Annotated in this window: 19 protein-coding genes; 8 read left to right on the forward strand and 11 right to left on the reverse strand. The window is 60.1% G+C overall.

The genetic code is table 11. The features are described from left to right. Window positions 1-23: 23 nt before the first annotated feature. On the reverse strand, window positions 24-3,911 hold the full coding sequence (locus LC490_RS01335) for a hypothetical protein (protein ID WP_223619027.1): 3,888 nt from the start codon (window positions 3,909-3,911) through the stop codon (window positions 24-26). Window positions 3,912-3,966: 55 nt separating this feature from the next. Beyond that, window positions 3,967-4,839, reverse strand: coding sequence for an OST-HTH/LOTUS domain-containing protein (locus LC490_RS01340; RefSeq protein ID WP_223619028.1), 873 nt, complete (start codon window positions 4,837-4,839; stop codon window positions 3,967-3,969). A gap of 1,058 nt (window positions 4,840-5,897) precedes the next feature. Between LC490_RS01340 and LC490_RS01345 the strand changes: the two genes are divergently transcribed. After that, the gene (locus LC490_RS01345) at window positions 5,898-6,908 is read left to right on the forward strand and encodes an SOS response-associated peptidase family protein (protein ID WP_223619029.1); all 1,011 of its coding nucleotides are present in this window, start codon (window positions 5,898-5,900) and stop codon (window positions 6,906-6,908) included. Here the strand turns inward: LC490_RS01345 and LC490_RS01350 are convergent, their stop codons facing one another. Next, window positions 6,909-7,148, reverse strand: a complete 240-nt coding sequence (locus tag LC490_RS01350; RefSeq protein WP_223619030.1) for a hypothetical protein — start codon at window positions 7,146-7,148, stop codon at window positions 6,909-6,911. Between the two features lie 1,071 nt (window positions 7,149-8,219). Beyond that, entirely contained in the window at window positions 8,220-9,410 is a 1,191-nt protein-coding gene (locus tag LC490_RS01355) for a hypothetical protein (protein WP_223619031.1), read from the reverse strand. Window positions 9,411-9,710: 300 nt separating this feature from the next. On the opposite strand from LC490_RS01355, the gene LC490_RS01360 reads away from it, so the two are divergent. The 3 genes from LC490_RS01360 (at window position 9,711) to LC490_RS01370 (ending at window position 12,262) form a co-directional block, all read left to right on the forward strand. Further along, window positions 9,711-10,661, forward strand: a complete 951-nt coding sequence (locus tag LC490_RS01360; protein ID WP_223619287.1) for an HNH endonuclease — start codon at window positions 9,711-9,713, stop codon at window positions 10,659-10,661. Between the two features lie 62 nt (window positions 10,662-10,723). Further along, on the forward strand, window positions 10,724-11,299 hold the full coding sequence (locus tag LC490_RS01365) for a hypothetical protein (RefSeq protein WP_223619032.1): 576 nt from the start codon (window positions 10,724-10,726) through the stop codon (window positions 11,297-11,299). A gap of 282 nt (window positions 11,300-11,581) precedes the next feature. Further along, the gene (locus LC490_RS01370) at window positions 11,582-12,262 is read left to right on the forward strand and encodes a hypothetical protein (RefSeq protein ID WP_223619033.1); all 681 of its coding nucleotides are present in this window, start codon (window positions 11,582-11,584) and stop codon (window positions 12,260-12,262) included. A 219-nt stretch (window positions 12,263-12,481) separates the two neighbouring features. Here LC490_RS01370 and LC490_RS24560 read toward each other — a convergent pair whose 3' ends face one another. Further along, window positions 12,482-12,634 (reverse strand): YegP family protein, encoded by a 153-nt coding sequence (locus tag LC490_RS24560; protein WP_343222995.1) that lies wholly within the window; start codon window positions 12,632-12,634, stop codon window positions 12,482-12,484. Between the two features lie 447 nt (window positions 12,635-13,081). Here LC490_RS24560 and LC490_RS01380 point away from each other — a divergent pair, with 447 nt between their 5' ends. Both LC490_RS01380 and LC490_RS01385 read left to right on the forward strand, forming a co-directional pair. Continuing rightward, window positions 13,082-13,849: a hypothetical protein gene (locus LC490_RS01380; protein ID WP_223619034.1), complete on the forward strand. Its 768-nt coding sequence runs from the start codon at window positions 13,082-13,084 to the stop codon at window positions 13,847-13,849. A 327-nt stretch (window positions 13,850-14,176) separates the two neighbouring features. Next, a complete protein-coding gene (locus LC490_RS01385) occupies window positions 14,177-14,416 on the forward strand; it encodes a nickel-binding protein (protein ID WP_223619035.1) in 240 nt (79 codons plus the stop codon). A 120-nt stretch (window positions 14,417-14,536) separates the two neighbouring features. On the opposite strand, the gene LC490_RS01390 is transcribed toward LC490_RS01385, so the two are convergent. Both LC490_RS01390 and LC490_RS01395 read right to left on the reverse strand, forming a co-directional pair. Continuing rightward, the gene (locus tag LC490_RS01390; protein ID WP_223619036.1) at window positions 14,537-15,943 is read right to left on the reverse strand and encodes an ATP-binding protein; all 1,407 of its coding nucleotides are present in this window, start codon (window positions 15,941-15,943) and stop codon (window positions 14,537-14,539) included. After that, window positions 15,940-16,644: a response regulator gene (locus tag LC490_RS01395; protein WP_223619037.1), complete on the reverse strand. Its 705-nt coding sequence runs from the start codon at window positions 16,642-16,644 to the stop codon at window positions 15,940-15,942. Before LC490_RS01395 ends, LC490_RS01390 begins: the two co-directional genes overlap by 4 nt. 126 nt (window positions 16,645-16,770) lie before the next feature. Between LC490_RS01395 and LC490_RS01400 the strand changes: the two genes are divergently transcribed. Beyond that, window positions 16,771-17,739, forward strand: coding sequence for a retropepsin-like aspartic protease (locus tag LC490_RS01400; protein ID WP_223619038.1), 969 nt, complete (start codon window positions 16,771-16,773; stop codon window positions 17,737-17,739). Window positions 17,740-18,034: 295 nt separating this feature from the next. Here LC490_RS01400 and LC490_RS01405 read toward each other — a convergent pair whose 3' ends face one another. The 3 genes from LC490_RS01405 to LC490_RS01415 all read right to left on the reverse strand — a co-directional run bounded on the left by LC490_RS01405 (window position 18,035) and on the right by LC490_RS01415 (window position 21,396). Continuing rightward, window positions 18,035-18,514, reverse strand: coding sequence for a hypothetical protein (locus LC490_RS01405; protein ID WP_223619039.1), 480 nt, complete (start codon window positions 18,512-18,514; stop codon window positions 18,035-18,037). Between the two features lie 389 nt (window positions 18,515-18,903). Beyond that, window positions 18,904-19,125 (reverse strand): hypothetical protein, encoded by a 222-nt coding sequence (locus LC490_RS01410; RefSeq protein WP_223619040.1) that lies wholly within the window; start codon window positions 19,123-19,125, stop codon window positions 18,904-18,906. Window positions 19,126-19,596: 471 nt separating this feature from the next. Beyond that, window positions 19,597-21,396 (reverse strand): S8 family serine peptidase, encoded by a 1,800-nt coding sequence (locus LC490_RS01415; protein ID WP_223619041.1) that lies wholly within the window; start codon window positions 21,394-21,396, stop codon window positions 19,597-19,599. An 881-nt stretch (window positions 21,397-22,277) separates the two neighbouring features. Between LC490_RS01415 and LC490_RS01420 the strand changes: the two genes are divergently transcribed. Then, window positions 22,278-22,730: a PA2169 family four-helix-bundle protein gene (locus tag LC490_RS01420; protein ID WP_223619042.1), complete on the forward strand. Its 453-nt coding sequence runs from the start codon at window positions 22,278-22,280 to the stop codon at window positions 22,728-22,730. A gap of 614 nt (window positions 22,731-23,344) precedes the next feature. Here LC490_RS01420 and LC490_RS01425 read toward each other — a convergent pair. Further along, window positions 23,345-24,301, reverse strand: coding sequence for an alpha/beta hydrolase (locus tag LC490_RS01425; RefSeq protein WP_223619043.1), 957 nt, complete (start codon window positions 24,299-24,301; stop codon window positions 23,345-23,347). Window positions 24,302-25,309 lie beyond the last annotated feature (1,008 nt).

The raw sequence follows: 25,309 nt of genomic DNA on the forward strand, positions 1-25,309 counted from the left end.
GGCAATTTTGACAACCACTGCGATCAAAGGCGAATTCGTCTCTCAGAGGCACGGCGGTCTTCCGACTCCGCAAGTTCGGCCCACTGTCTGGCGCTTTCGCGCATCATCGTCGCCGTCCTGGGCCACTCGACCTGCAATTTGTCAGCCGCGCAGGCCGCGGCTTGCGCCAGCGCGTGCTCCGGGGCTCCGCCTCCCTCGAAAGGGCGACTATGCACGCCACGCTTGTTGAATAGTTCGATCACCAAGCCCGCCTCAAGCTCGTCGTCCTGCAGGGTCTCGATGAGTTCACGCACCTCACTTGCAGGCCAAACCTCGTCGAACTTGTCGGCGGGCGCGTAGGCCAGCAGCTTCCCAATTTCCATGGCCGCCACGTCGCGGCGCCCCTTGTCGCCGGCCAACGTCAGCGCGGACTGAGTCCAGGTGTGCATCGCGGCATAGTCGATCGAGTCGTCTTCCCCAAGCCACGGGAGCCGCCGCCACGAGTCCAACACCTTGTACGCGATATCGGCTTTTGCCCGCTTCTGCAGGTCAGCGGCGCTATCGTCGTTCGCCGTCTCAATGCTGGAATGCTCGGTACTGGCACCAGCTTGACCGCCGTCGTCATCGGGGGCACCCCGCACCTCCCAATCTGCCTTGTACAGATCGCTCAACACCTCGACGAAGAATTCCGGTGACTCTCCAAGATGGGCATGGAGTGCGAACTCCTGCTCGTCCCCGTACGAATGTAACGCCGGTAGCCAGTTGTACTCCAAGCCCATCAACACGGTACGGTCGACGTCGGGTCGCTCCCGGAGCGCCTTGAATATCTCTCTCAGCCAATAGGTGTCTAGGCGCGCGATCTCGCCTGGATTGGTCAATGCCTCTCGCAGTGCGCTGGTGAGTATTTGAACCAGCAGGTGGGTGCTGGTGTCCTTCAGGCGGCCGCCAACAAACGCGATCAGCTCGATGTTCCGGCCGTACGTAGAAAGGTTGGCGATTACCGTGTCGAGCAACTGAGTATCGCTGGTCCTTACAAAGACATCGCGACGCTTCCAGTACTCGCCCTTGATCTCCGACCGTATGGAAGCTACGTAGTCGAACAACGCTTGCGTGTCGTCCCAGGCTTGCAACAACTGGGCGAGTTGCGCGGGCGTAGCGCCATCGTCCTGCGCAAGACCAATAGTTTCTTTGCCCCAGGATAGGCCAAACGTGGACGCCCCGTAGGCGGTCACAAGAGATGCGAGCCAAGCAACCGATTCGTCACCGCCGTAGGTCGCCAGAACTACTTCCTGACAGAACGTTGGCGATGTCGCACTGACTATTGAAGGCGCCAGTAGACCCACGGTTCTGACTGCGCGCGCGAGCCGCAGGATTTCGTCGAGGCCGTCTTTGGCGACTTCAGCCACTGCCGCATCGCGCTCGCGCTTAGAGCGATCCGATCGCTCTTCGAAGGTCTCTTCAGGAGATCCTAGGTCGACGAACGTGTTGTCGAAAAGATGTCGATTGAGAGTAATCAGATCCTCCGGTCGAAGCGCGGCTGCACTTTTCTGCAAACGATCCACCATGTCTGCGGGCATAGCCCAATTCGCGGTGGCGAAGCTCAGATGCTTGGCAATCAGCTCGCGTAGTCCTTCCCAGAGTGCTCTGTCCTGGCCGGCGCGCTTAAATTCGGAGGTCCGCGCATCGACCTTGTCCAGGAGTTCCTCGAATCTCGGCGCATTGCGACTCTCACCTGCCGCCTTAATAAGCTCAAGCCATCGCTCCGACTTCAACTCCGCCAGAGGCTGGGCGAGGCTAAAAACTGCGTCATGGTCGCTGTCCCTAGAGCCATAGGTGGGCACGGGCCGACTTGACGCACTCATCTCACGCCATTCTGGCTGCGAGGTACCGTGTGAGACGCGGTGGGCATCGGGCAACAGTTTGCTCAGCAGGACCCACCCGATATCTGGAAAGCGCTCACAGAGCTTGGCAAGCGCACGGTGCCTGTGATGTCCTTGCGCGTTTGTGTGGGGATTCCAAGGCAAGAATATCTCAGCCAAGGAACTAATTGGGCGATTGGTGAGCCGGCCCCCTGGATCGAGCTGCGCCATCCGCGCTAGAACTTGCGTCGTTCGCGTTAAGCGCGTTGGATCCCAAGCCAGCATCTCCAGCGCCCGAAGGGTTCCTAGATAGTAGGTGCGTCCGAACATCGGATCGTCGCTGCCCTCAAAAATCGGAGACAGCTTGGCGCCATCACCCGCGGTCAAGGTTTCGAGGGCCATCAAGAAAGGGTCCGGCGCCGCCTCCGCAAGCACAGGCAACAGCGAGTCAAGGCTCGCCAGCATCTGGTGATCGGTAGCAAGACCCGGTAGTTCGCCGAGTATGCCGTTCACGAAGTGCTGTGCCGAGAAACCGGATATGTACCCGAGCTTGTCGTCATTGACTGCGATGAGCCGCAATATCTCCGCTAAGCCATGCCGCAGCCATCCCGAGTAACGCCTGCGTTTGTCGTATATTTCAGCGTAGGCTCGTTTGTCAGTCGGCAATTCCAAAGCGGGATCCAGTTCGCCGAGTACCTCAAGGACGGCGGCGCGGAACCTATCTAGGAGGGACTTGTTGACGATCTTCAGGTCGAGACTCAGCTGCCACATATCGGCCGGTGCGCTGAGAGTCGTAAGTTTCCCGGCACGCAGCAGCGGGGCGTCATCTACCAAGAGTGCATCCTGGATCGCGTGCTCGATCTCCGTGTAGTCGGATGTGCCGTCGATTTGTGCGACGACTGCCGTGTCAGCGGCGCTGTCGTGGTTCCATGCGCCACAGCACAACGGCCCGACCAGCTTGCGTAATTCCTTTGGGGTGGCCCATTCCGGCAAATGGGATTGGGCTTGATCGGATGCACGGCGAAGAACGGTAATGCTGCAGTGGCAAGCGTTCGCCGCGCCGCGCGCTGCGTCGTCGGCCATTCCCATGCCGATCAGTGCTTCGGCGAACTCCTGCCTGCGTGCCCGTGGCAGATCCACCAATGCGCTGCCGCGAGAACTTGAGTGTGAGTTCCCGTACGGCACGACAACCATATGACCACGCTCGGCGAGTAGGTTAGCAATCTCTGCTGCCCGTCCTGTTGCTATCACGAATAGCCTGTTCTTCGTGTCTGTGAGGAATCTTGCCGAGGTCGGATCGGAGATGACCACACCTTTCGCCAGCATGGCGCTGCGCCTTGCGTCTTCTGCCGGAAGGGAAAGAATCGCAGCTTCAACGAACGCGGCGGCTTCGCCAGGCGAGTCCGCCTTGAAGCGGGTGACGCCGGGCGTCAACGCTGCCTGTGTCAATGCCTCGGCCTTCTCTTTGCGATTAGCCAAGAGCAGATCGGTACTGAGCGGCGGAGAGCACCCATTGCTGTAGTCCTCCCAGGCGTGCTCGATGCTTAGCATGTCGTCGGACACTTGCCCCATCTCACGAGCCAACCAGGCCGCGACCGATGGCGTCTGATCAAGCCAGTCCTCAAGCTGATCGGCATCGATCACCCTCACGTCCTTCCAGACCGCGCCGGATTTCGCCTCGTCGATGAAGGCTTGGCGCCCCGCCTTGTTCTTTCCGCTCCAGCGGCGCATCGTCACCGCAACATAAGAGATGTCTGCCCGGGGCCTTCCCATATAGGAATCTTTGGCATCCGGCGCGCTTCGCTTGTCGAAATCACGTTTACCCTTCGCATGCGGCGTTTGTTCGGTGGATAGCTCCCAGACAGACGCGCCATCGGGTACGAACGGATCCCTTCCGATCGCCTGCAATTCGCCATCCACGCCCGGACGAAAGGTTGATTCGCCAGACGGAAATAGGACGTCTTCGATGTTCTCAGAGGTCGCGCGGATAAGCCTGCGGATTAACTCAGGAAAGATCCGATCAGCGTGATACCTGCCTGAGAAATCGCTCAAAGTCTGTGCAGTAATCTTCAAGGGCAACCCCAAGTTGAAAAACAGTCGTTTGAGAATAGCGCGGAGTATCACGCACTCAACGGGACTTGTACCAAGCGTCCCGCTTGCCATTCACTGCTGAGCGGTAGCACCACTCAAAACATTTTGATTCGTGCAGCACCTGGCGCCAACTGCTGCATCCGTACTTCATTGGCTGTTGCACCGGGTATCGATCCCTGATCCAGGCGATAGCGGTGCCGAGTGGTGCCCAGCCATTGATCGCTAGTGCACCAGCGGCTTCATGAAGGACGTTGACAATGCCGGATGCTCGCCAATCGATGCTGCCGTCGGGCGCAATGCCGTTGACGATCAAGTCAATGCCTGCTTCGGACTGTAAGAAGGCCAAGGTCATAGCGCGCGCCTGGTCTACTTCGATCGCCCAAGAGCGAAGCTCAGCATAGTGCTGCTCGATACGTGCGTCAGCCTCTTGCAAATGGGCTAGCGCATGCTCGCAGCCTTCCAAAGTCCGCAGGTCGAAATTCTCGACGAAGTGATGTACGAGGTCGTTACGCAGCCCCACTAGATCCTTCAGCGACGCTCGGGTGCGATCGAAATCGGTAGCCGACAGGCTCAAGCTCGCGCGGAAGCTTACTGAGCTGACACCGGATACGCTATCGGTTGCTACGTCAGCTTGCTCTGCATCGCCATTTACGATTAGCCCGCCAATGAGCTGTCCGACTAGCGACCCAAGAGTGTTCTTGGCAGCTGCCTCAATGCGCGCCTGTTTGACATTCTGAAGCTCGGATGCCGGACCAGAAAGTTCGTAATGAGCCACGATAACCTTCATTAGCCGTTCGTATTGCTGCAACCGCAAGATGCATCGGCCGAACGTGCGTTGAACCCGCTCTTGCGCAAGAGCAATGTCGATCGGCGCTTTCTTTTCGAGGTCCACTACCGGTTGGCTTGTCATAGGTCATCCAAATCCTACGGTGCTGATCGATTGTAGTCGCTTCGCGGACTCGATTCGGACGGCGGACGCGCAGGATCCCGCATTGAAGGCGCCGCAGGGAGAGATTCAAATCGGCTTTCGAGGGGCTTGGGCGGTGCCTATGCTGTCTCGTCTTCTCTTAGATGTTGGATTGCACGCACCAAGTTGAAGACCCCCACTCCGTCGACGTGCTTCCTTCGCCGTGGGATCCGCTTCTCCCACCTTCCTGAGCCTGGCCAGAAGTCAAACCGCCAGCGCCCTTCCAAGACCAGATGGGCGCCGAGTTCGTCTGCTTGGTAGACAATGTTGTGTTCGTGCAGCGCTCCTGGTGAGTGCCGTCGGTTGAGTGCCTTACGGTAAGTTCGGTCAGTCTTCACCCGATCGGCTGGCAACCCCACTGGAACTGACTGAAGCTCCAGTTCCGTGCCACCGGAGCACCGATTACATTGGCGTGGAAGTCCGGGCGCATCCCCGTCCTTCATCAGGACCCCGCAAGACTCGCACAGCGAGCCGTCCGCCATCATGTCCGCATGTCGCCCATAGAGGTGTCGCTGCAGAGTTGACTGAGCTGATGCTAGACCTTCAGCCACCAGAGTTCACCCGGTCGGCCACCTCAGGTGGTTACAGCAGGCTGGGGTCATGTGCTGCCCGCGAGCCAGTTGCGGACCTTGTCTAACGAGGGGCCTAGGTTCCTGTCCGATCCCAGGTCAGCCGGCCAATCCTTGGGCCAAGGACAAGTTGCCATTCGGACTGCTTCGATCGATGCATATCCGCCCAGGTGTCCCCAAAGGGGCCCTCCACTCGGAGCAGCTTCCGGTGAACCAGGCGCGAAGGCTCCCCCCATTCATCCGCCTCTCGCTCCTCGATCAGAACGGCCACGGCTTCGCCGTCAGCATAGAAGTCCGGCTTGCTGGTACTCCGGAGTCGGCAGGGGTATCGGGAGATGCAGATCGGCATGGCCGACATATGGCAGCCGGACGCCCGTCACATTTTTAAGTCGCCGGGCGTAAGATCTGGCCAGATCCAGCCGGAGACCAGCCATGTGCTATTCCGCAAAGGTCCGAGCCGAGTACCGGGAGTACGTTAAGGAGTTCGGGGCGATCCTCTCGCTCGACCAGTACGTCGCAGAGTACTGGGAGCAGATGGGGGACGATTGGATTAAGAGGATGCCTTCTGCCATCCGCGCCTGGTTCCGCGGTCCTGGGACCGAGGCGAAGGCGCAGATCGGCCAGGCCATCGAGGATTGGACGGCCAGGCAGATCCCGGAATATGAGGCCGAGTTGGCGAAGCAGCTCGCCCGCCTGGAAGAGAACGAGCGGAAGCTGACTAAAAAGATCACCAAGACCGCTCAGGAGGAAGTCCGCAAAGCGACGGCAAAGATTGAGTCGACGGCAGCGATGCTGAAGTTGCTCACCAAACCGAATGTCGCGGCAGACACCGCCCGAATCTTCCCGCAGTCGATTGCGCCCATCATGGTGTGGGAGAACGGCCGGCGCGTGATCAAGATGATGCGCTTTCAGTGCCGCAAGGCGGGCGCGCCATCGAGCAGCGACTGGGTGATCGACCGAGTCACCAAGCAAAAGCGGATGTCGGGCGCGTACAACGCCCGGCGCGACAACTTGGAGCGCTACTGGCGACATCAGTTCGGCTATAGCCACGGCATCGTAATTGCCGACACCTTCTTCGAGCACGTTTGGCGACACAACATGGAAGGCCGAGAGCTGCGTCCAGGCGAAAAGCGAGAAGACGTGATCCTCGAATTCGTACCGGACACCGGCAAGACGATGCTGATCGCTTGCATCTGGTCGCACTGGGATGGTGCCAGTGCCGGCGAGCCTGACGAGCCAGACCTACAGTCGTTTGCGTTCATCACGGACGACCCGCCGCCCGAAGTCGCCGCCGCGGGGCACGATAGGTGCGTAATTCCGATCAAGCCAGAAAACGTGGACGCCTGGTTGCAGCCAAACCCCGAGAACCTCGCCACCCTGCATGCCATCCTTGACGATCGCGAACGTCCCTATTACGACCATCAGTTCGCCGCGGCAGCCTGATTAGGTCTGGCGTTCCGCCGGGTCCATTTTGCCTAGAGCGATCAGGAGCTCGTCGATCCGAGCGCACACATATTCGTGGGCATCACCATCGTTACCGGCTAGCTCGATAATCGGGTCCGCATAGCAAGCGAATGCGGGCCAGAACTCGGCGGCGTCCGGGTGCTGAAGAGCGGCTTCGACTGCATGTCGCTCCAGGGCTTTAAGGCTCCCGCCGAGGAGCGTGAGGGTTTCTGGCGTCATGGATATCTCCAAGGCAGCGTACGAAGGCGAGCGGGAACCTGCCTCGCAAGAAGTCATCGTTCTTAGCGGCCCATTTTTCGCACCAGCGCCGAGCCTGTGTCTCCGAGTCGGCAACCGCGTGCTTGCGCTGGTCCAACCGGCACCAGGCGTAGACCGTTACGAGCCACTGCCCGTTTCCGAGTGCAAGGATCTTGGCGACCTCGTACACGTCGAGGTGCAGAAACCAGATCTCGTCGTCCGGGCTGGGGTCGCCCGGTTTCCAATGGTGGATGCTCCGGGGGCGCCAACGCTCCCACCGATACTGTGATGGGAGTCGTGTCGTGGCCATGAGCAGATTCTGCGCCGGTCGGTCTCTGTGGCTGCGACCGGTGATCGGAGACGATGAAGCGTTCATTTGGATTGCTCCCAATCCGCCGGCCTCGGAACGGCCAGGAAGCCCGTATTTCGCCTCTAGCTACGAGCCCCACCGGCCCACGTCCGCCCTAGCTTGGCCCGCCCAAGGGGACGTCCGTCCGGTACTCGCGAGCGTGGCACCGTGTGCGCGACGGGAGCGACGTGAGGCCGGCTCGATCTGGGACCAAGCCAGCGGGGACAGGAGGGGGCAAGGAGGGAAACTGGGGGATCAGGAGAGTAGGTCCCCAGTTGCCGTGGGCGCGCCAAACTCCCTGCCTCAACTTTTTCTACGCCTCGTATCAACGACGAGTAGGCCTTATTTCCAAGGCTTTCGGCGCTTTCCATTGGTCGGCGAGTTATCCACAGGTAGGCCATTTGGCGATTTTATCGCCTCTCTCCGGGCTTTTTTCTCCAAGCCTGTGGTCGGCCGACCATTGCTCGCCCTTGAAAATCAGGCACTTACAAAGGCCAGTTTTTTCGATCTTTTGGGGCCGAGGCACCATCAAACCACTTGATCCGACCATTGCCGCTGATCGGGGTACGAAGAGGCTAGCTACACACGTTTTCAATCCATCAGTAGCCGCTGATAACCTGAGGCTTCTACTTCTTGGTGAACGTTGAGCTTAAGATTCGATCGCTTCTCAACGGATTGATGCAGGCAAATTTGCGTTTAGATACCTAGCCCCAATGTTGGCCTGTGAAATGACCTATCAGATGACTAGGTGACCAAGCAGAACCAGGGCGGGGTGAGACGCTTGCGCTCGCAGTCAACATGTCAACTTCGACAAGTGGGCCAGGCAGCACCTCGTCAAAGTCTGCCTCCGAGTGAATCCAGCGGAATCCCCACGGACTGGCGAGAAGTAAATCTGACGGGCTGATGGACCCTGTTCGTGCATCCCATAGATCTAGTCGATCGATTTCGCTAATTAAGGCTTCCATGTCGGATTTTGGCAGCTCCACGTCGTGTGGAGCGAATCCCGCTGCCTCGATGTATTTCCAGATTGCCTCCGTTGCGACTGTTTGGTTGGCCATGTATACGGCCAAAACCTTGCCACCCAACCTGCTATTAATACTCTGCTGGCGCAGGAAGTCGGGCGTAGCGGCCGCGCCCGGTGAGGAAGTACTTATGCTTAAGCCTACGCCCGGTCGGTACGAAACTGTCCACGGCATAGGCGGACTTGCGCTGAAACGATCGAATATCTCCCTCGGCGGGTCGAATAGTTTCATTGCGCACATCACGTGCGCCCTGAGATTCTCGAAGAAGTGCTTCCCGATCGTTATTGCTGCACCAACATCTTGGAATGACAGCTTAAAGGCATTGCCCCCATTGCGTTTGCGCAAGCGCAGCCCGTCACTCCTCAGAACATAGTCAGCATGGGCCACGCCATTGCGGATGTCGTCCCTAAAGGCCTCTGTCAGCAGAGATGAAAGACGAGTAAGACCAATATCGTTAGCTTGCTTCGCTAGGTCGCGGAACGTCGCGTTGGCATTTGGGCCAATGACTGCACGCGGCACCGTTCTGACACGTACTAGGTGCTGAAATGGCCAAAGGACGTAGGGTTTGAGTGAAACCACACCCATCATATTCTTGACTGTTTCGTAGAAGCCGCCCGCCTCCGAAAGCTGGCAGTAGAGCAAGAGGATCACGCGTAACTCTGCATGCGTGTAAGCGGCTCTATTGCTGGTGAGGTCCACCAACTCACCGTAGACCTCGTTCGCTGTACCCATAGTGTTCCAGCCCGAATCTTGCGCGCCACGAAATTCACCGCTGAGCGAGCCAGAAAAGTCCAACTCATTGATTTGTCTAGCGAACCCGAAAAGGTACGAGAGTTGAGCAGTCAAATCCTTCGAAAAAACTTCTACGCGCATCGGCAACTCCTTCTGGTGTGGACCTGTCCAGTTCTCCGCCGAAAGACAACGAGGCTTCTGACCGGGTGGCGCGTCGACAGCTCTCGCATATCCAGTAGTCTACTATCGGATCACAATGGTCTTCGGCTATAGGTGCATGTGCAGCGTTAGATCTATCTTTTCCCGCCTACGCTGACGATGGCCTGTAGGTGCGTCGAGTAGGTTAGTTTCGCGCTTCGACACCGAAGCCGCTTCGCGGCTCGGCACAATTCAGACATCGGACCTCTTCAGATCATGTCGATTTCTGTAAAGACGCAAAAGATGCTATGGGGACGGGCCGCGAACAGGTGCGCAATCTGTCGCAATGAGCTTGTTATGGACGCAAGTGAGACGGACGATGAATCAGTTGTTGGAGAGGCATGTCATATTGTTGCTTCTAGCCAGGACGGCCCTCGTGGCGATTTCCCGCTAACGCAGGAGCAGCGTGACAAGTACGCAAACTTGATCCTCTTATGCAACGTACATCACAAGCAAATCGACGATCAGTATCTAGCCTTCTCGGTTGAGAGACTCGTCACTCTCAAAAGAACTCATGAAGACTGGGTAAGAAGCCAGCTAGGATTCGACACGGCGAAACAGCGCGATGACGAATTCTATGCAGGGGTCATCGATGAGTGGGCGTTGCGCATTGATCTTGACAATTGGATTAATCGTGCCTCTCCGATTCTGTGCAACGGCCAGCCGTCGATCGATAAGGAGCTCCTCCAAGCGCTTGAAGATATAAGAGTCTGGCTTCTCTCAAGGCACTGGCCAGGCAGATATCCGACTATTGAATCCGCCTTCGTCAATTTTCGGCTTGTCGCTCAGGACTTCTGCATGACTTTCAAGGAGCATGCTGTGCCTAGGTGGGAAACGTCATTTCAGACGGAAAAGTTCTACAAGATCCCGCAATGGGACCCAGACCTCTATCGGAGGCTTGGCAATAGCTTTGACTCCCACGTCGCACTCGTGTGCGATCTGATGCTAGAGCTAACGCGATCCATCAACTATGTGTTCTCATCAATTCGCGATGGCCTGATACCGAGCTATCGATCAGAGGAGGGAGTTGTAGTAATTCAGAGCGGCCCACTCATGGACCTTTCCTACACGACATACCGGGTTGAGTACCGCGGCGCAGAACGCACTGCGCGCCCCTACCCAGGATTAGCGCAGTTTAAGATCGATCGTGAGAGTAGGGATGTTCATTTTGGTGAGGAGCGGGCGGAGGTCTAACAACTGATTCAAATCAGAGCCGCTTCGCGGCTCGCACGAGGCTAGCGTCGAGATCACATTTCATGTCTCAGTATCTTGAAATTTTGGTGGCGGAATTCGGAGAGATCGATGACTCAGCATGGTCCGAGGCCGAGCGAATCGCCATCGACAATTATTTGCAACTTCTGCAAACCTATCCTTCCAGGCCAATCGAAGGTTCTGTAACAATCCGCAATATAGGCCGGGGCGCAGATTGGTCGGTTATCGCCCTGGCAATCGGCGGACTGTTCCTTGCAATTCCCGAAGCTCACAAGAGGCTCCGAGAGTCGCTAGAAGAATGGCGCCGAATTTTTAAAGAATTCCAGTCAATCTCATCGTGGCTAGGGCTAGTCGGCAAGAAGTCGGTCCTTTACCCCGATCAGTATTTGTTCTTGATCGCTACATTTCATGTCGTGGACCGCTTTGAACCAGATGCAATCATCTTCTTGAATGCATTGCGGTTACCAGAGGACAGGCCAGACCTTACTCAAATGGGCTGCCTGCTCTTCTCGTTTTCTCTCGGAAACGTCGTTCACCAGGTGGCCGTGGATCGCGGAGGCCGCGTTCTATGGGAGAACGCTATATCCATTCCACAAATTGCATTGGGCAGCGATGCCTAAGCTGGAAATTCTTCGTGGGATAACGAGGTGTGATACCAGGTAGTGCATTCGAGTCGAAGCCGCTTCGCGGCTTGACGCTGTTCAGTCCAGGGTAGGCAGGCCAATGCACGCCATTCGTGTCGGCAACCTAGCGATATCTGAGTGAATATTCGTTATGGCGATTTGCCCCCCGCCACGATCAACTAGTTGACGCAACGTTAGAAACCCAGGGCCATTTCGACCTAAAGCGCCGCCAGTAAATTACGGACCTGACTTATGACTTTGCCGGTTACTCACGAGTCCATGAATTTTCTTATGCCGAGACTGGACCAGTCCTTAATGCTTCATCGAAGGCTAGCCGAGGAACTTAGTGCTAGCTCTGCGCCGAATTCGCTACGCAGTCGGCTCATCTACGATGCATATGCGCTGGCAATCGAACACCACGCTGCGATCGGCATGCTACTCAGAAGCGCATCCCTTCCTGCCTCCTACACGCTTATCCGCCCCTTGATGGAGTGCGCTGCAAGGGCAACCTGGGCGCTATTCGTGGCCCAACCTCCGAAAATTCATGATTTTTACATTCATCATGACACGCTAGATCTTGATGGACTCATGAAAGCACTCTCCAGCTCTCAAATTCCTAAGATCGAGAAACTAAAGGGAGAATACGATAGCGTCAAAAAAATCTTCCATAGCTGGACCCATGTCGGATCACACCAATTCGAGTACAGGAGAACCGGCGTTGTGCCGGAGCAATTGCCAGTCAACTTAATGCTTGCCGATAACATGCTTCTTCTTGCGGGCAATGCTTACGCGTTGGACGGGAATGACGTTGCGTTGAAGGACTTCATAGTAGAGCGCGGTATCGCGTTAGGGCTAGAGGTCGCCGCGTTCCATGGCGAGGAGATCATTTCTGAGTTTGGTCTACCGCCGCCGCCGTCGTGGCCTAGTGACCCAGACTGGCAGAATCTCAACTCTGCATAATATGGATCAAACAGGTATCGGAATGGACTTTCAAAGTCTGTCTGAGACGCGGGCATGGCAATCGAGATACTCAAGCCGAAGCCGCTTTGCGACCATTGCCGACCCTGAAAGCGAGATCTAGGGTTACCCCATCGATCCCGGGGCTTTAACCCAAGTCTGATCATCCAATTCTGCCGTCGGCCCGTTCGGTTTCACCGACGCAATGCCACCGTCACAAGCCTAGTCGTTCGAACAGAGTTCGCTGGTCCCGATCACTTGGCCATTTGAAGCCTTGAGGTTGAACATCGGCTTGCCGTTGCTGGAGTCCTTACATTCATAGCGTTCATCGAGCGCCGAGTTCTTCTTTAGCGATTCGATGTCATCCTCCGCAATACCCTACGCATTGCAGAGCTCACTCGTGAGGATGGTCTCGTTATTGCCTGCCTTCAGGACAGATCGAAATTGCGAGTCGGAACGGCAGAGTCCATAACGTGTTGCTATGGACTGCTCCTTTTGATCGAATTTGCCCAGATGGAATCAAAGGCCTGTCGAGGACACTGCCCTTAACCAGGCCAGATGAATCTCACCGAGCAATCGATACCGGCATGCAGGCGATGCGCGAGACAACCGACGTGGGCTCGCTCTATAGCTTGATGACAAGTGTGCTTTGTAATTGATTGATTGGCTGACGCCCTACCTCGCGCAAGCCGGACTTCCACACGGATCGCGGATCCGCCGTGACCAACCGTGGTCGCCTGTTACGTGTCCACTTCAAATCGCCGTTACCGTCGATTAGGTTACGAAGGGTAAGCAACCCCGTCATCTCAAAGGGACTTTAGAATGACCAGCCTGCCTCCTACCCGTAATCTGCTAGCCAGATTGAAAGAAATTGAGATACAGGAAGCGCTGTTCCGCTTAAGCCGGTTCAACCGTGTCTTTCAAGACATTGTCGCGTTTGTCGTTTGCGTTGGCGCTGTGATCCTGTACGCCTGCCTGGGATTGGTTATTGCAGGCTTGGCTGAGAAAGAAGCGTTGCGGACGTTCGTTCTTCTTGTCTTCGTTATTATGCTGCTGGCATTCGTTTCCTGGAGCATCACCAGCTCCGCCGAGGGGATCTGGAAGGGCTGGAAAATTACGCGTCGCTTCAACGCGGTCCAAGCAGACCAGATCGATCACGACGAGGCCGCGGCTCTTCAGTTCCAGGAATACATTTCGTCAGCCACTGCGGAGGATGTCGAAGAACGTAAGGCTCGGATAGAGCAGCATCTCAAGGAGGCGAAGGCGAGAGGTGCATTTGCAGGCGCCGTCACCGCGCTGTTGACCGCTCTGGGATCTTTGAAGAAGTTCCTCTACACCCCTGCGGCGGACAATCCGTTTGACTTCACCTTGATGGGCGCGGCACTGGGGCTCGGCGTATCCGTAGGCCTGGCCTTCTGGCTTTATGCCGAAGAGGGCTTCGGTCGGCTGGCGTTCGAGCTGGAGCGCGCCGCGGTGGCGAAGCGGCTGCGCTCGCCGGCCGTGGCCGCCCCAGCGCCCGCCATGCAGACAATTCGAGCCAACGTAGCGCAGTCTCCGAAACGGACCACAAAGAAGCGGCCAGTCAGATAGGCCCAACGATCCCCCCAGCGGGGTGTACTTCGGTAGACCGGCGCAGATTTCTGAATCGGTTGTCTCAAGGGCAACTCCTTATCAGCGACTCTTGCCTCCCGTCTCCACCGACCCGTCGAGCACGAAGTGGCGGCGGCCAGCGCTCTGTCGTCCCACAGGGGCCCAATCGTAGTTGGGAGCCAAGAGGCGTTCACGGCGGGCGAACTGAACGAGCTGCAGAATTTGCGGCGATGGTCCAAAGCTCCGACGAACTAAAAGTCGAGCGCCTTTCACTTCCCGCCGCGAAGCGCTCGTTAACCGTCGTCCAGGTGGGAGGAGGTTAAAACCGTGTCAAAGTTTATAGATGCCCATCCTATGAAGCCGTTCACGGCGGACCAATTGAGCAAGTTGCAGAACGCGCCCGCTGACGAGTTCGGGGTCACGCACCACGACATTCTGTTCAACGAGAAGGACGACAAGGTTTATTGCGTCCTGGATGCCCCTAGCGCCGAAGCGGTCCATAAGCATCACGCCAAGGCCGGCATCACCTGCGATTGGGTCCACGAAGTGAATTCCACGCGCGGGTGACGAAGGCCCGTCGCTCGTCATAGCCGCGCTGGTCGTTTGGCACTGCCCCCGCGGCAGTGCCATGCGCAATGGCGCCTGACAGTTCACGCTACGCATCGAGGATGGGCATGAGCTTTCGACCTACTCGGCGCCGGTTTCGTCCGGGCTTCGGGCCGGCCATTGCAGGCGTGCGCTGAGGCCGCCGGTTTCGCGGTTGCGCAGGCTCAGGCTACCGCCGTGGCGCAGCGCGGCTGCGCGCGCCATCGCCAGGCCCAGCCCGAGACCGCCGGTGTCGCGGCTGCGGGAGGTTTCCAAGCGCTGGAACGGCTCTTGCAGACGTTCGCTTTGGTCGGGCGGAATGCCAGGGCCCTCGTCGTCCACTTGCAGCACGATCCAGGCGCCTTCGCGCCAGAGGCCCACGTATGCGCCGTCGGCATAGCGAACGGCGTTCTCGATCAAGTTGGTCAGGGCGCGGCGCAGGCCCAGAGGTTCGACGACGGCGCGCACGGGATCGATGCGCGAGGCTTGGGCGGGTTTGCCCAGGGCTTGGGCGTCGTCGATGCATTCCTCCACCAGTTCGGCCAGGTCGGTGTCGATGCGCGGTTCGGCCTGGGATTGGCCGCGAGCGTAATCGAGCACCTGCGCGATCATCGCGTCCATCCGCTCAAGGTCGGCGGCCATGCGCGCAGCCTGTTCCGGCGGCGACATTTCCACGCGCAGGCGCAACGCGGTCAGCGGCGTGCGCAGATCGTGGGCCACGGCTGCCAGCATGTGCGCCATGTCATCGGCTTGACGGCGCAGGCGCGCATGCAGGGCGTGCATGGCCTCGCGCGCGATTTGCACTTCGCGGATGCGGCGGTCCTGCCCAGGCGCCCCGGCGCGCAAGCCCGTGGATGATGCCGAAACTCGATCCAGGCTCAGCTGTTCGGCTTCGGCGGCCAGCCGCCGCAAGGGTTGCGACAAGCGCCGCGCCAACCACCACGCCAACGGTGCGAGCAGGGCGGCGCTGAGTGCGAACGCCAGCAGGATGCGCAGACGCCAGACCTGGGTCGGCGTGTGCGCCGGGCCGACCACGCGCCAGCAGTCGTCGGCCTGGCGCAGCGCCAGCTCGAAGGCCGGCAGGTCCACGCGGGGATCGGTCAGCGCATCGCGCATCGCAGCATTCTTCTGCGCCCGCGATGTGCGGCCGGTAGCGATGATCTGCGGCTTGAGCTGATACTGCGTTCGTTCCGAGGTGGTGTGCACCCATCGTGCGTGCAGCCGCTCGATCGGTACATTCAGGACGTCGGCTGCGACTTGGGTCAGCGTGGTCTCTGTCGGCTGCGAAGGCGTTGCGCAGTCGCGCCGTATCTTCAACCGCTCGTCCTGGACGGTTCCGTCGGCGCGCAGCGCGGCGATGGCGGCGCCGAGGTTGATCTCCGGCGCCAGGGGCACGGGCATGCTCAGCACCACGGCGAAGTTGATCGCCAGAGCCACGGCGATCGTAATCAGGGTCAGCCCGCCCATCAGGCTCAGGAACGTCGGCGCCGAGCGCGGGGCGCCAGTCATCGCCGTTCGACCGCGGGGTTGAAACGGTAGCCTTCGCCGCGCACGGTCTCGATGGGATCGCTGCATCCGGGCCAGCGCAGTTTGCGTCGCAATCGGCTGACCGCCAGATCCATGGCACGGTCGAAGGCGTCGGCGTCGTCGCCATGAGTAAGCTGCATGAGCCGGTCGCGGCTGAGCAGGCGTCCGGCGCGTTCGACGAACGCGCGCAGCAGATTGCATTCCAGCGGAGTCAGCGCGACGAGTTCGCCGTTGGGGTTCAACAAGCGCCGTTCGGCCGCGTCGAACCGCCAGCCATCGAAATGCGCGATGACGACCGCCGGCGCGCCATCGGTTTTGTCGCGCCGGCGCAACAGTGCGCGCACGCGCGCCAGCAGCTCACGCGGGTCGAAGGGTTTGGCGAGGTAGTCGTCGGCGCCTACTTCCAGGCCGATTACCCGGTCCGGAGCGGTGCCCATGGCGCTAAGCATCAGAATGGCGGCCCCGTTGGCGGCGAGGCGACGGCAGATCGACAGGCCGTCTTCGCCGGGCATCATCCAGTCGAGCACGATCAGGTCCGCTTCGCGCTCGGCCAGGTGCCGGTCCATCTCGGCGCTGTCCTTGGCCGAGCGCACCGTGTAGCCGTGCCGGGCCAGGTATTCACACAGGGCGTCGCGAATGCTGGCGTCATCGTCGACGACCAGGATGTTGGAGGCTGCACTCATAGGCCGATTATCCATGGGCTGTGTATCGGGTTTGTATCGGAACCCGGTACGTTGTTACGGAGCGGACAAACCGGCGATACCGGCTTGGGATGCAATGCAGCCACCTTCAGATTCCGGATGATCGCCATGCCCTCGTTCTCCCGTTTCCCCGTGTTGCTCCCGCTGGCCGCCGTAGGGCTAATGGCGGCACTGACGGTCAGCGCCACGACCGAGCCTGCCCGGCTCGCCGCCACGCCCGAGCCAGCGATCGATTATCGGCTGCCGCTGACGATGCGGGGCGCCTTCGCCGTGGTCGAAGCCTGGCTGCCGGGCATCGAGCGGCCGTTGCACCTGATCGTGGACAGCGCAGCCGGCGGGGGCGTGATCGACACGGAGTTGGCGCGGTCGGCGGGGTTACTGAAGGACGAGGCCTCTTCCAGCATGCAAGTACACGGCGCCAACGGGCAAACGGCCGCACTGCCGATGGCGGAGGTCGCCGGGCTGCGCGTCGGCGAGATGAAGCTTAGCGGGTTGTTCATCACCACCGACGCCAAGGCTTTCGCCAGTGCGCCGGAAGTTTCGGTCGACGGCATTCTCGGCAACAACCTGACCGCGATGTACGACGCAACCTTCGATGTGAAGCAGGGCGAGTTGCTGTTGCGCGCGAATGCAGCCGACAAAGGGCGGTGCTACCTCAACAGCTATCCCGAGCGTCCCAAGGACCTGCAGCGATTCGTGTTCATCGATGTGTCGCTGCCGGGCGGGGTCAAGGCGCGGGCGGTGATCGACACCGGTGCGGCGCAGACGGTGATGAACCTGGCCGCGGCCAAGGCATTGGGGTTGCAACCGGGCGACGCGCGATTGCAGCGCCGCGAACGCGGTACCCAAGGCATGGGCCCGGGCAAGGCGACCGACACCTGGCTCTACGATCTGCCTGATCTGGAGATCGGCGAATGGCGGCTCGGCCCGATGAAAGTGCGAATCAGCGAGTTACCGATCTTCACGAAGTTGAGCCCCGACGGACGGCCCGCGGTGATCCTCGGCATCGACGCGCTACGGCAGCGGCGGGTGACGGTCGAGCGGGACGCAGCGGCGTTCTGTGTCGGCGAAGGCTGATGCGGCACTGGCGTCGGGAAGGGCTGACGAAGATCGAGGGGCTAGCCCCTCGCCCCTACGAACGGCCGTCAGACTGGTTTGAACTCAGGCGCCGTGAGCGTGCCAATTTCCAGCGGTGAACCCTCTCCGCCGTCCGCACGCCCCTCCGAAAGCCCGGTCGTGGCGGCCTTCCGCGCGGGGGGCGGCGGCTTGTCGGTGCGTCGCACTCAGGGCCGGGTCAGGCGAATATTTTCTGATCCAGGATGAGCTTCATGGCGCCGGATAGCGGCCACGCAGCAACGATCGGGCTCATGAGTCAACGCTGGGCAGGCCGCTCGGTGTGAAGAACATAGCCATCCGACAAGTACCCCTGCGTGACTCTACCCCCTTCGCTGTCTCTCACTACCGGGCCTTTGGGGCCCTGGGTCACGACACAGCTGTTCGGGCAGATGTGTTCGGCATTACCTATGGCGATGCTTGTCTGGGGCACCTTCGTCTTTGCGACTCTGCCTCCTGCACTGTCGCGCACCAGGGTGCCCTTGGGGCTTTCGGTGATGACACAGCGGTTCGGGCAGACGTACTCGACGTTATCTATCTCTATGGTTTCCGCGGTGGTCTCCGACACGTAGGTCTTCGCTACTCTGGCCCCTGCAATGTCGCGTACCGCGACTCCCTTCGGGCCCTGGCTTACAACACAACCGTTGGAACAGAGGTATTCGATGTTGCCGACCACCGCGGTGTGTTCGGTTGCGCCGCGGAACGCGGCCGCCCCGGCCGCAATGACCGCAACGGCCAAGGATGCTTGCTTCAAAAAAGTCCCGATTCCCAAACGGCATCCCTCTAGCGATTACTTCAGGCAGATCACAACGGCTCGGGGTCATTAGATCAGGCGGAACTGGAGAAGTTCAAACTTCTCCCCGGCCGTCGCCCCAGGGCGGGACATTGCTCTGTACTGCTTGTGCGCCATCAGGCACCGGTGAGAAGCAGGGTCGGACCTATCGGTGTCCAGGGGTGGATCCTCTCCGCCATCGGCACACCCCGTGTGGAAGGCGCGGCCCTGACGGCGCTACCCGAGGGGCTTCCGGTCAGGCGGCAGGAGCCTGGCAATCGGCCCACCGCCCTTCCAAACCGGGCCGCTTTCGGCAAGTTGATCGCCGCATGGCTCTGCCGGGACTTCGCGGGGGGCTAGTCGGCTGCGGTGAAGCCGTGCCGGTTCAGATGTTTCTCGATGCTCTCGTAGCGCGGCTCTTTCCAGTCGAACTCGATCCTCATTGCTTCATCGCTTTGTAGCAGTGGCACGGCAGATGTCACGCCGGGCAAGGTAAGTACCGCGTTCATTGCTTCATCTCGGAATGCATCTGCGGCGCTGCGGTCGACTGAGACTCGCCGGATGATCAGCTTCGGCATTTAGGTTCCTGTGCAAAGTGCATCGACGCGCGCAGCCTAACAAACGATTGAGACAACGATATTGTCGAATTCACATGGGAAACGTGCCACATCGCGCGGATTTTATCGCGAACGACTACATGCGATTGTCGTGCCGCCCGGGAGAACGTTGGATGCGACGTGGATCGCTTCGGATCCATGCGATGTCGGATCGCCATGCGTCGTTACAACCTTCGAGTCGACGTCGTCGCGACACAGGCCCCGCGAGGGCGTGCCGTCGGGTGCCGCGGACGTAGCGCTGTAGCCTGCCGAGGATTCGCTGGCGACCATTGCGAACTAGCCAGATCCGGCTTGGCGAATGCGCCCACTGTGCGCCAGGATTTGGCTTGCTGCACGCCCTCGCCCGGAACCCTCTGGCCACGGTCGGGAGAGGGGCAAGACATCCACCGCGCGCGCACTGGCGTGCGCGCGCGATGGATCGGTACCGCAGGATCAGAAGGTGACGCTCCAGGTATCGATGCGGCCGGTGTCGAACCAGGCGTTATCGTTGACGCGCAACTTCCAGGTGCCGTTGAGCGGCTCGCTCGACAGATTGAACGTAAACGTGCCGCTGACGTTATCGGCGCTGCCGCCGGTGCGGTTGTGGATGTTGTACAGCGAGCCGTCCGGCGCGACCAAGTCGACCTTCAAATCGCCCTTGTAGGTGTGGATGATGTTCACCGACACGCTGGCATTGGTCGGTCCGTTGCCGCTGCGGCCGGATACCGCGATCGAGCTTTCCACCGTGGCGTTGTCGCGGATGGCCACGTCGGTGCCATTGGTGTAGGTCTGAGTGCCGCCGCTGCCGACGGTGACCGTACCGCTCTTGGTGTGGGTGGCGCCGTCGTCGTCGGTGACGGTCAGGCTGACAGTGTAGGTGCCGGCCGTGCTGTAGGTCTTGCTCGGGTTGGCCGCAGTCGATGTCGTGCCGTCGCCGAAAGCCCAACTGCGCGCAGCGATCGTGCCGTCGCTGTCGGTCGAGGTGTCGGTGAAGCTCACCGTCAGCCCGCTGACGCTGGAAGTGAAATTGGCGACCGGCGGGTTGTTGCCGGGCCCTCCGGAGAACAAGGAATACAGCAGGCGGTTCGGCGAGCCACGCAGGTCGGTGATCTTGCCAGGAGTGGTGTTGTTGACGATGGCCGTATGGACCTGATCGGGTGTCGCCGCCGGGTTCACCGCCAGGTACAGCGCGGCGACGCCGGCCACGTGGGGCGAGGCCATCGAGGTGCCGCTGTTGGCGGCCGATGCGGTGGCGCTGCCGATACCTGCCGATACGATCGAGGTGCCCGGTGCGAACAGATCGAGACAGCTGCCCCAGCTCGACGCCTGGCCGCTGGTCCAGATGGAGCGCGCATCATTGCGATCGCTGGCTCCGACCGTGAGCGCACGCGGCACCCGCGACGGGGATTCGGTGCACGCGTCGATATTGCCGTTGCCCGCCGCCACCACTGCGACGACGCCGGCATTGATCAGATTGTTTACCGCGGTGTCCGTGGCCGTCGAAGCCGGGCCGCCCAGGCTCATGTTCGCCACCGCGGGTTTGACGTGATTCGCGGTGACCCAGTCGATGCCGGCGATGATCTGCGAATTCGGCGCCGTAGAACCGCAACCGAACACACGCACCGGATGCACGGTGGCCTTCTTGGCCACGCCCCAAGTGGTGCCCGCGACCGTGCCGGCGACATGACTGCCGTGACCGTGGCAGTCGGTGGTGCTGGAGTCGCCGGGGACCGAGGAGAAGCCGTTACCGATGCGCCCGGTGAACTCGGTGTGGTCGGCGCGCAGGCCGGTGTCGACGACGTAGGCGTGTACGCCGGACGCGTCGGTGTCGTAGGTGTAGCTGGTGCTCAGCGGCAGATCGCGCTGATCGATGCGATCCAGACCCCAGGTGGCGTTGTTCTGCGTTGCCTCCACCGACATGTAGCCGTCTTCCTCCACGAAGGCTATCCGCGGGTCCCTGAGCAGCTGCGCCAACGACGCGTCGTCTGCATCGATGACGAAGCCACGCAACGCGTGTTGGTAACTGCGCTGTAGTTTGACGCGGTACTGCTGGGCGATGCCCTGCGCGACGGCAGGCACGTTGGCTACGCCGTTGCGGCTATCGGCCGACAGCATGGCGGCCTGTGCCTTCAGTACGACGATGTAGCGGCCCTCGATCGGCCTGTCGACGGTCAGCAGCTCGGCGGTCAGGCCTGGCAGCGCGACGGACATCAGTGAAGCACCGATAGCCAGCGACAAAATGCGACGATTCATGCACATCTCTCCGTGTGTGGACGGGACGAGGACAGGCACCGTGGACTACCCATTCGGCGCATTGGCGGTGAGCGACGTCCCACTCCACGCAGTCCGGCGCGCCCGCTAGCGGCGAGCGCCCGGCATCGCACCGGATACAGCAGCGCGCTGCGGCTCCGCCGCCAGCGCTTCTACGGCACTGACCGTTGTTGCGGTCCCGATTGAAACCCCAAAGGTGCCGCGGTACGCGGCGGGTCACCGTCCTGGCTTCCGCAATGCGCAACATCAGAAAACGGGAAGCCCCGACGGCATGTACGGCCGATGCGCTCGCAGGGCCGTGGCCACCAACCTAGGTAGACAAGCAAGCGGCGTCTATGTTCTGAAAACGGTTTACCAGGGCGCAAATCGTGAACGTGACCCGCATTTCCAACTATCCAAAGAAAGCTTCATGAGCGCATGGCGAACCATACGTCGGCGTGCGCGCATCGTCACAGCATGAAATGCTCAGGCACGGGATTTCGGGCTGCGTGATCCTCGTGCCTACGGCTAAGCGCGGGCAGAGCCGGCGGCCTCGCCGCAATCGAATTCAGCTTCGGCACGGCGTCGGCGCATCGCCGACCGAAAAATCCTCTGTACTACGCATCGCGGCTACGGCTCATGCGGCATAGCGGCTACGACCCGGTCGCCGGCGCAGGGCTCGTGTCTTCGTTCATTCGACACAAATCGAAATCTGGAGTTCTTTCGCAATGCCGTTCGTTCATCCGAACGCTCACGCATATCCAGCCAAGGTTTCGAGCGGAGTTGGCGTTCGGTCGTTGCGCTTTCGGTCGACGCCGATCACGGGCGCGTCATGCCGTCACCGAGATATTGCGGGCTCCCTTGAAGTAGCTTAGGAGTCAGATATGTCAGATCGTGCAACCATGCATAATCTCAACGATCTCATCGAGATTGCCCGCGACGGCAAGGACTTCTACACCGAGGCTTCCGGAGAGGTGAAGAACGCCGAGCTGTCCGCCTTGTTCTCCCGCATCGCTTCGACGAAATCCGACATCGTTACCGCACTCAGCACGCAAGTCGCGGCGACAGGAGGAAAGCCGGCCGAACATGGGACCTTCGCAGGTTCGATGCAACAGCTTTACGGCAAGGTCCGCGCGGCCTTTGGCGATACCGCCTACGGCTATGTCGCAGAACTGGAGGACTCGGAAGATCGTCTGCTCAAGGCCTTTAACGAGGTGGCAGGCGACTCCAAGCTGACGCCGGCCGCCCGATCCGCTGTGGAGCGGTTCTTGCCGATAGTCCGGGATACGCATCGCGAAATGAGTCAGCTGAAGCACTCGATGAAGGGCGCGGCATAAGCGTTGTGTTCGCCGCCGAGCGCTGCGTCCGGATCGAAGTCGAAAACTTCATGCTGCGATCCGAGGCCTTGGTCGCACTACGCAGGTCAACTCGTTGGAACTGACTCGCGATCTCAGTATGGGAGATTCCCATCCGTCAGCATCTCAACACGGCAGACCAGCTTCCCCCCTGTAGTTGTTCTGCCTCGCGCGTCCGGTTCCCCAACCGGGCGCGTTTTTGTTTTCGGAGCGTGCCGGTGCTCGCCCGGATCGGCTGGCTCAGTTCCCCAAGGTTTCGACGTTCTTCTGCGGGCGCGACGCTGCTGCTTGACAAAAGGCGTCCGGGTTAGGGCCCGTGTCGCGCAGTTACGGCTCCGCACATCGCGTGAAATCCGCCGCGACTTGGCCGGTCAGCGCCTGCCCGACGATGACTCTTGATGCGCGCAGCGGGCCATTCGCTGAGCCGATGCTTGAGGTGTCGCATCATGCTGCCGCAGGCTTCGATCACAGCCACCTTGGTCTGTATGGTGAATCGGGCCTCGCAGTTCGCGCGCGATGGATGGGGCCGCCAGTGACGTCCCCATCCATTCAACGACTACCCACCGAGGTGACCGATGACCCGGTCAGCGCTCAGGTCAAGGAGTGGCCGCGTTAGTCCGTGCCCCTAGCCCTTTCGTCCCTTCTATCGGCCTCCAGGCGGTTTCGTCGGCGGTGTTGAGATGATCGATGATCCCGTTGGCGACCGCGTCGAGGAGCGGCTGCGGCAGATCGTGCCCCATGCCCACGACCCCCTTCTCCGGGTCTCCGAGCCACTGGGCCCCAGGGATCGCCTTGCGAGTGGCCTTGCCGCCGGAAATGTGGATGAGCGCGTCCTCGTCGCCATGGATGACCAGGGTCGGCAGGGTCAGGCCATTGAGTTCCTTCGTGCGATCGCCTGCGAGCAGGATCGCGCCCACTTGACGAGCACCGCCGCCAGGATGGGCCGGAGTGCCGTTCGAATCGAGCGAACGCTTGTAAGCCGCCTCAGCAAGCGCTCGACGACGTGGGGCCTCTTCGCCAGCATGGGTTTTCGAACCGATAAGAGCGTACAGCGCCGCGATATGATTGATCGCGCCTTCCTGGTCGGACGGCGGCTCCTTGATCAACTCGCCGATGACGCCGGGCTGCGCATATCCGACCCAGATGTTGCCGGTGGTGCTCATGATCGAGCATAGGCTGCGCGCTCGATCGGGACAGTTGATCACCAGCCTTTGCGCGATCATGGCACCCATCGAAGCCCCGACGATATGGGCGCTGTCGATCCCAAGGTGTTTCAGCAACTGGATGGCGTCATTGGCCATGTCCACAAGGCGATAGCCGTCGGCAGGCGGCTCGCCGGTCCGCCATCGGGTCAAGCCGCTGTCGCGGTTGTCGAAGCGGATGACCAGATATTCCTCTTTCAGCTTGTCGATGAGTTGCTGCGGCCAATGGATCAGCTGCGAGTTCAGGCCCATGATCAACAACACGGGCGGGTGCGATGGGTCGCCTTCAACCCGATAGCACAGCTTTACGTCATCGATCTCAACGAATAAGTCTTCGGATTTCGCCGTCATGAGTTTTCTCCGTTACTGGGTTCGTGGATGAGCGTTTATGGATCCGGGGAGAACCATCCAACCTGTCTCGACTACAACCAACCGAGCGACTCGCTTCGCCCCGCAGATCTATCAGCCACGCTCAAGCCGCCTTTAAACTGGCAGCAACGCAGTGGTTAGAGGCACGAGTCGGCTGCCCAAGCCCTTGTCGACGCGGCTCATGGACAGGTGCTGTTGGATATACCGACCATTGAGATCCGATTCCGAGACGGCGTAGTCGGAGTCCGGCTTCATCACCGAATCTAACGAACAAGCACGAAATCTAACGGGAAACTAAGGGTCTCGCGGACTCTCATTGCGTTCACTCATTATGTGACGTGTCGCGTTCGCAGAGTGAGTCCAAAGCTTGAATGTTGCGATGGCGGCAGTGACCCGTCCCACATAAAGAGGTGCATCGCCGACAACGACGGCACCTTTGCGAGCACTCGCACTTTCGCGAGCCTCGCTGCAGGCGCCCCTCCGCAACAGGGATCGCGCAAGCCGATTGGAGCCTGACCGGACCGACGTGCGCCGATCCGACCTCCCCCGGCTTCTGGCAGCGCAGCCCTCGTACTGATTCGCGCAGTGCAACGATGCGAACCGACAGAAATGTCGAACGACCAGCACTGGATGCGGATAGCCGAAAGCTCCCCTGAGAGATCGGCTCCGATGCCCGCAAAGGCACAGAGAACTACCGCTGTTCGATAGATGCCGTCGTGTTCGCTTCTGCAAACCATCTCCATGGCGCGCTCTGCCTGCATCAAACGACGTCCGGCATACGCCCCGTAGCGCTGTTCAGAAACCGGCTGGCCGATGTGCGTACTGGTTCTCGTTACGCGAGAGAAGATCGGCTCTTAATGGGCTTCATTGCGCCTGATACTTTATGAGGTCCGGCATCTGGAGACGGCCGTGAAAGACTCAACGGCGCCATCGCTTGCTGCTCCTAGCTGCCTTGCATCTGGACTTACGCGCCCCTCGAACCGCCGGCCC

This window comes from Lysobacter sp. ESA13C, assembly GCF_019970005.1.
GTDB lineage: Bacteria > Pseudomonadota > Gammaproteobacteria > Xanthomonadales > Xanthomonadaceae > Lysobacter > Lysobacter antibioticus_B.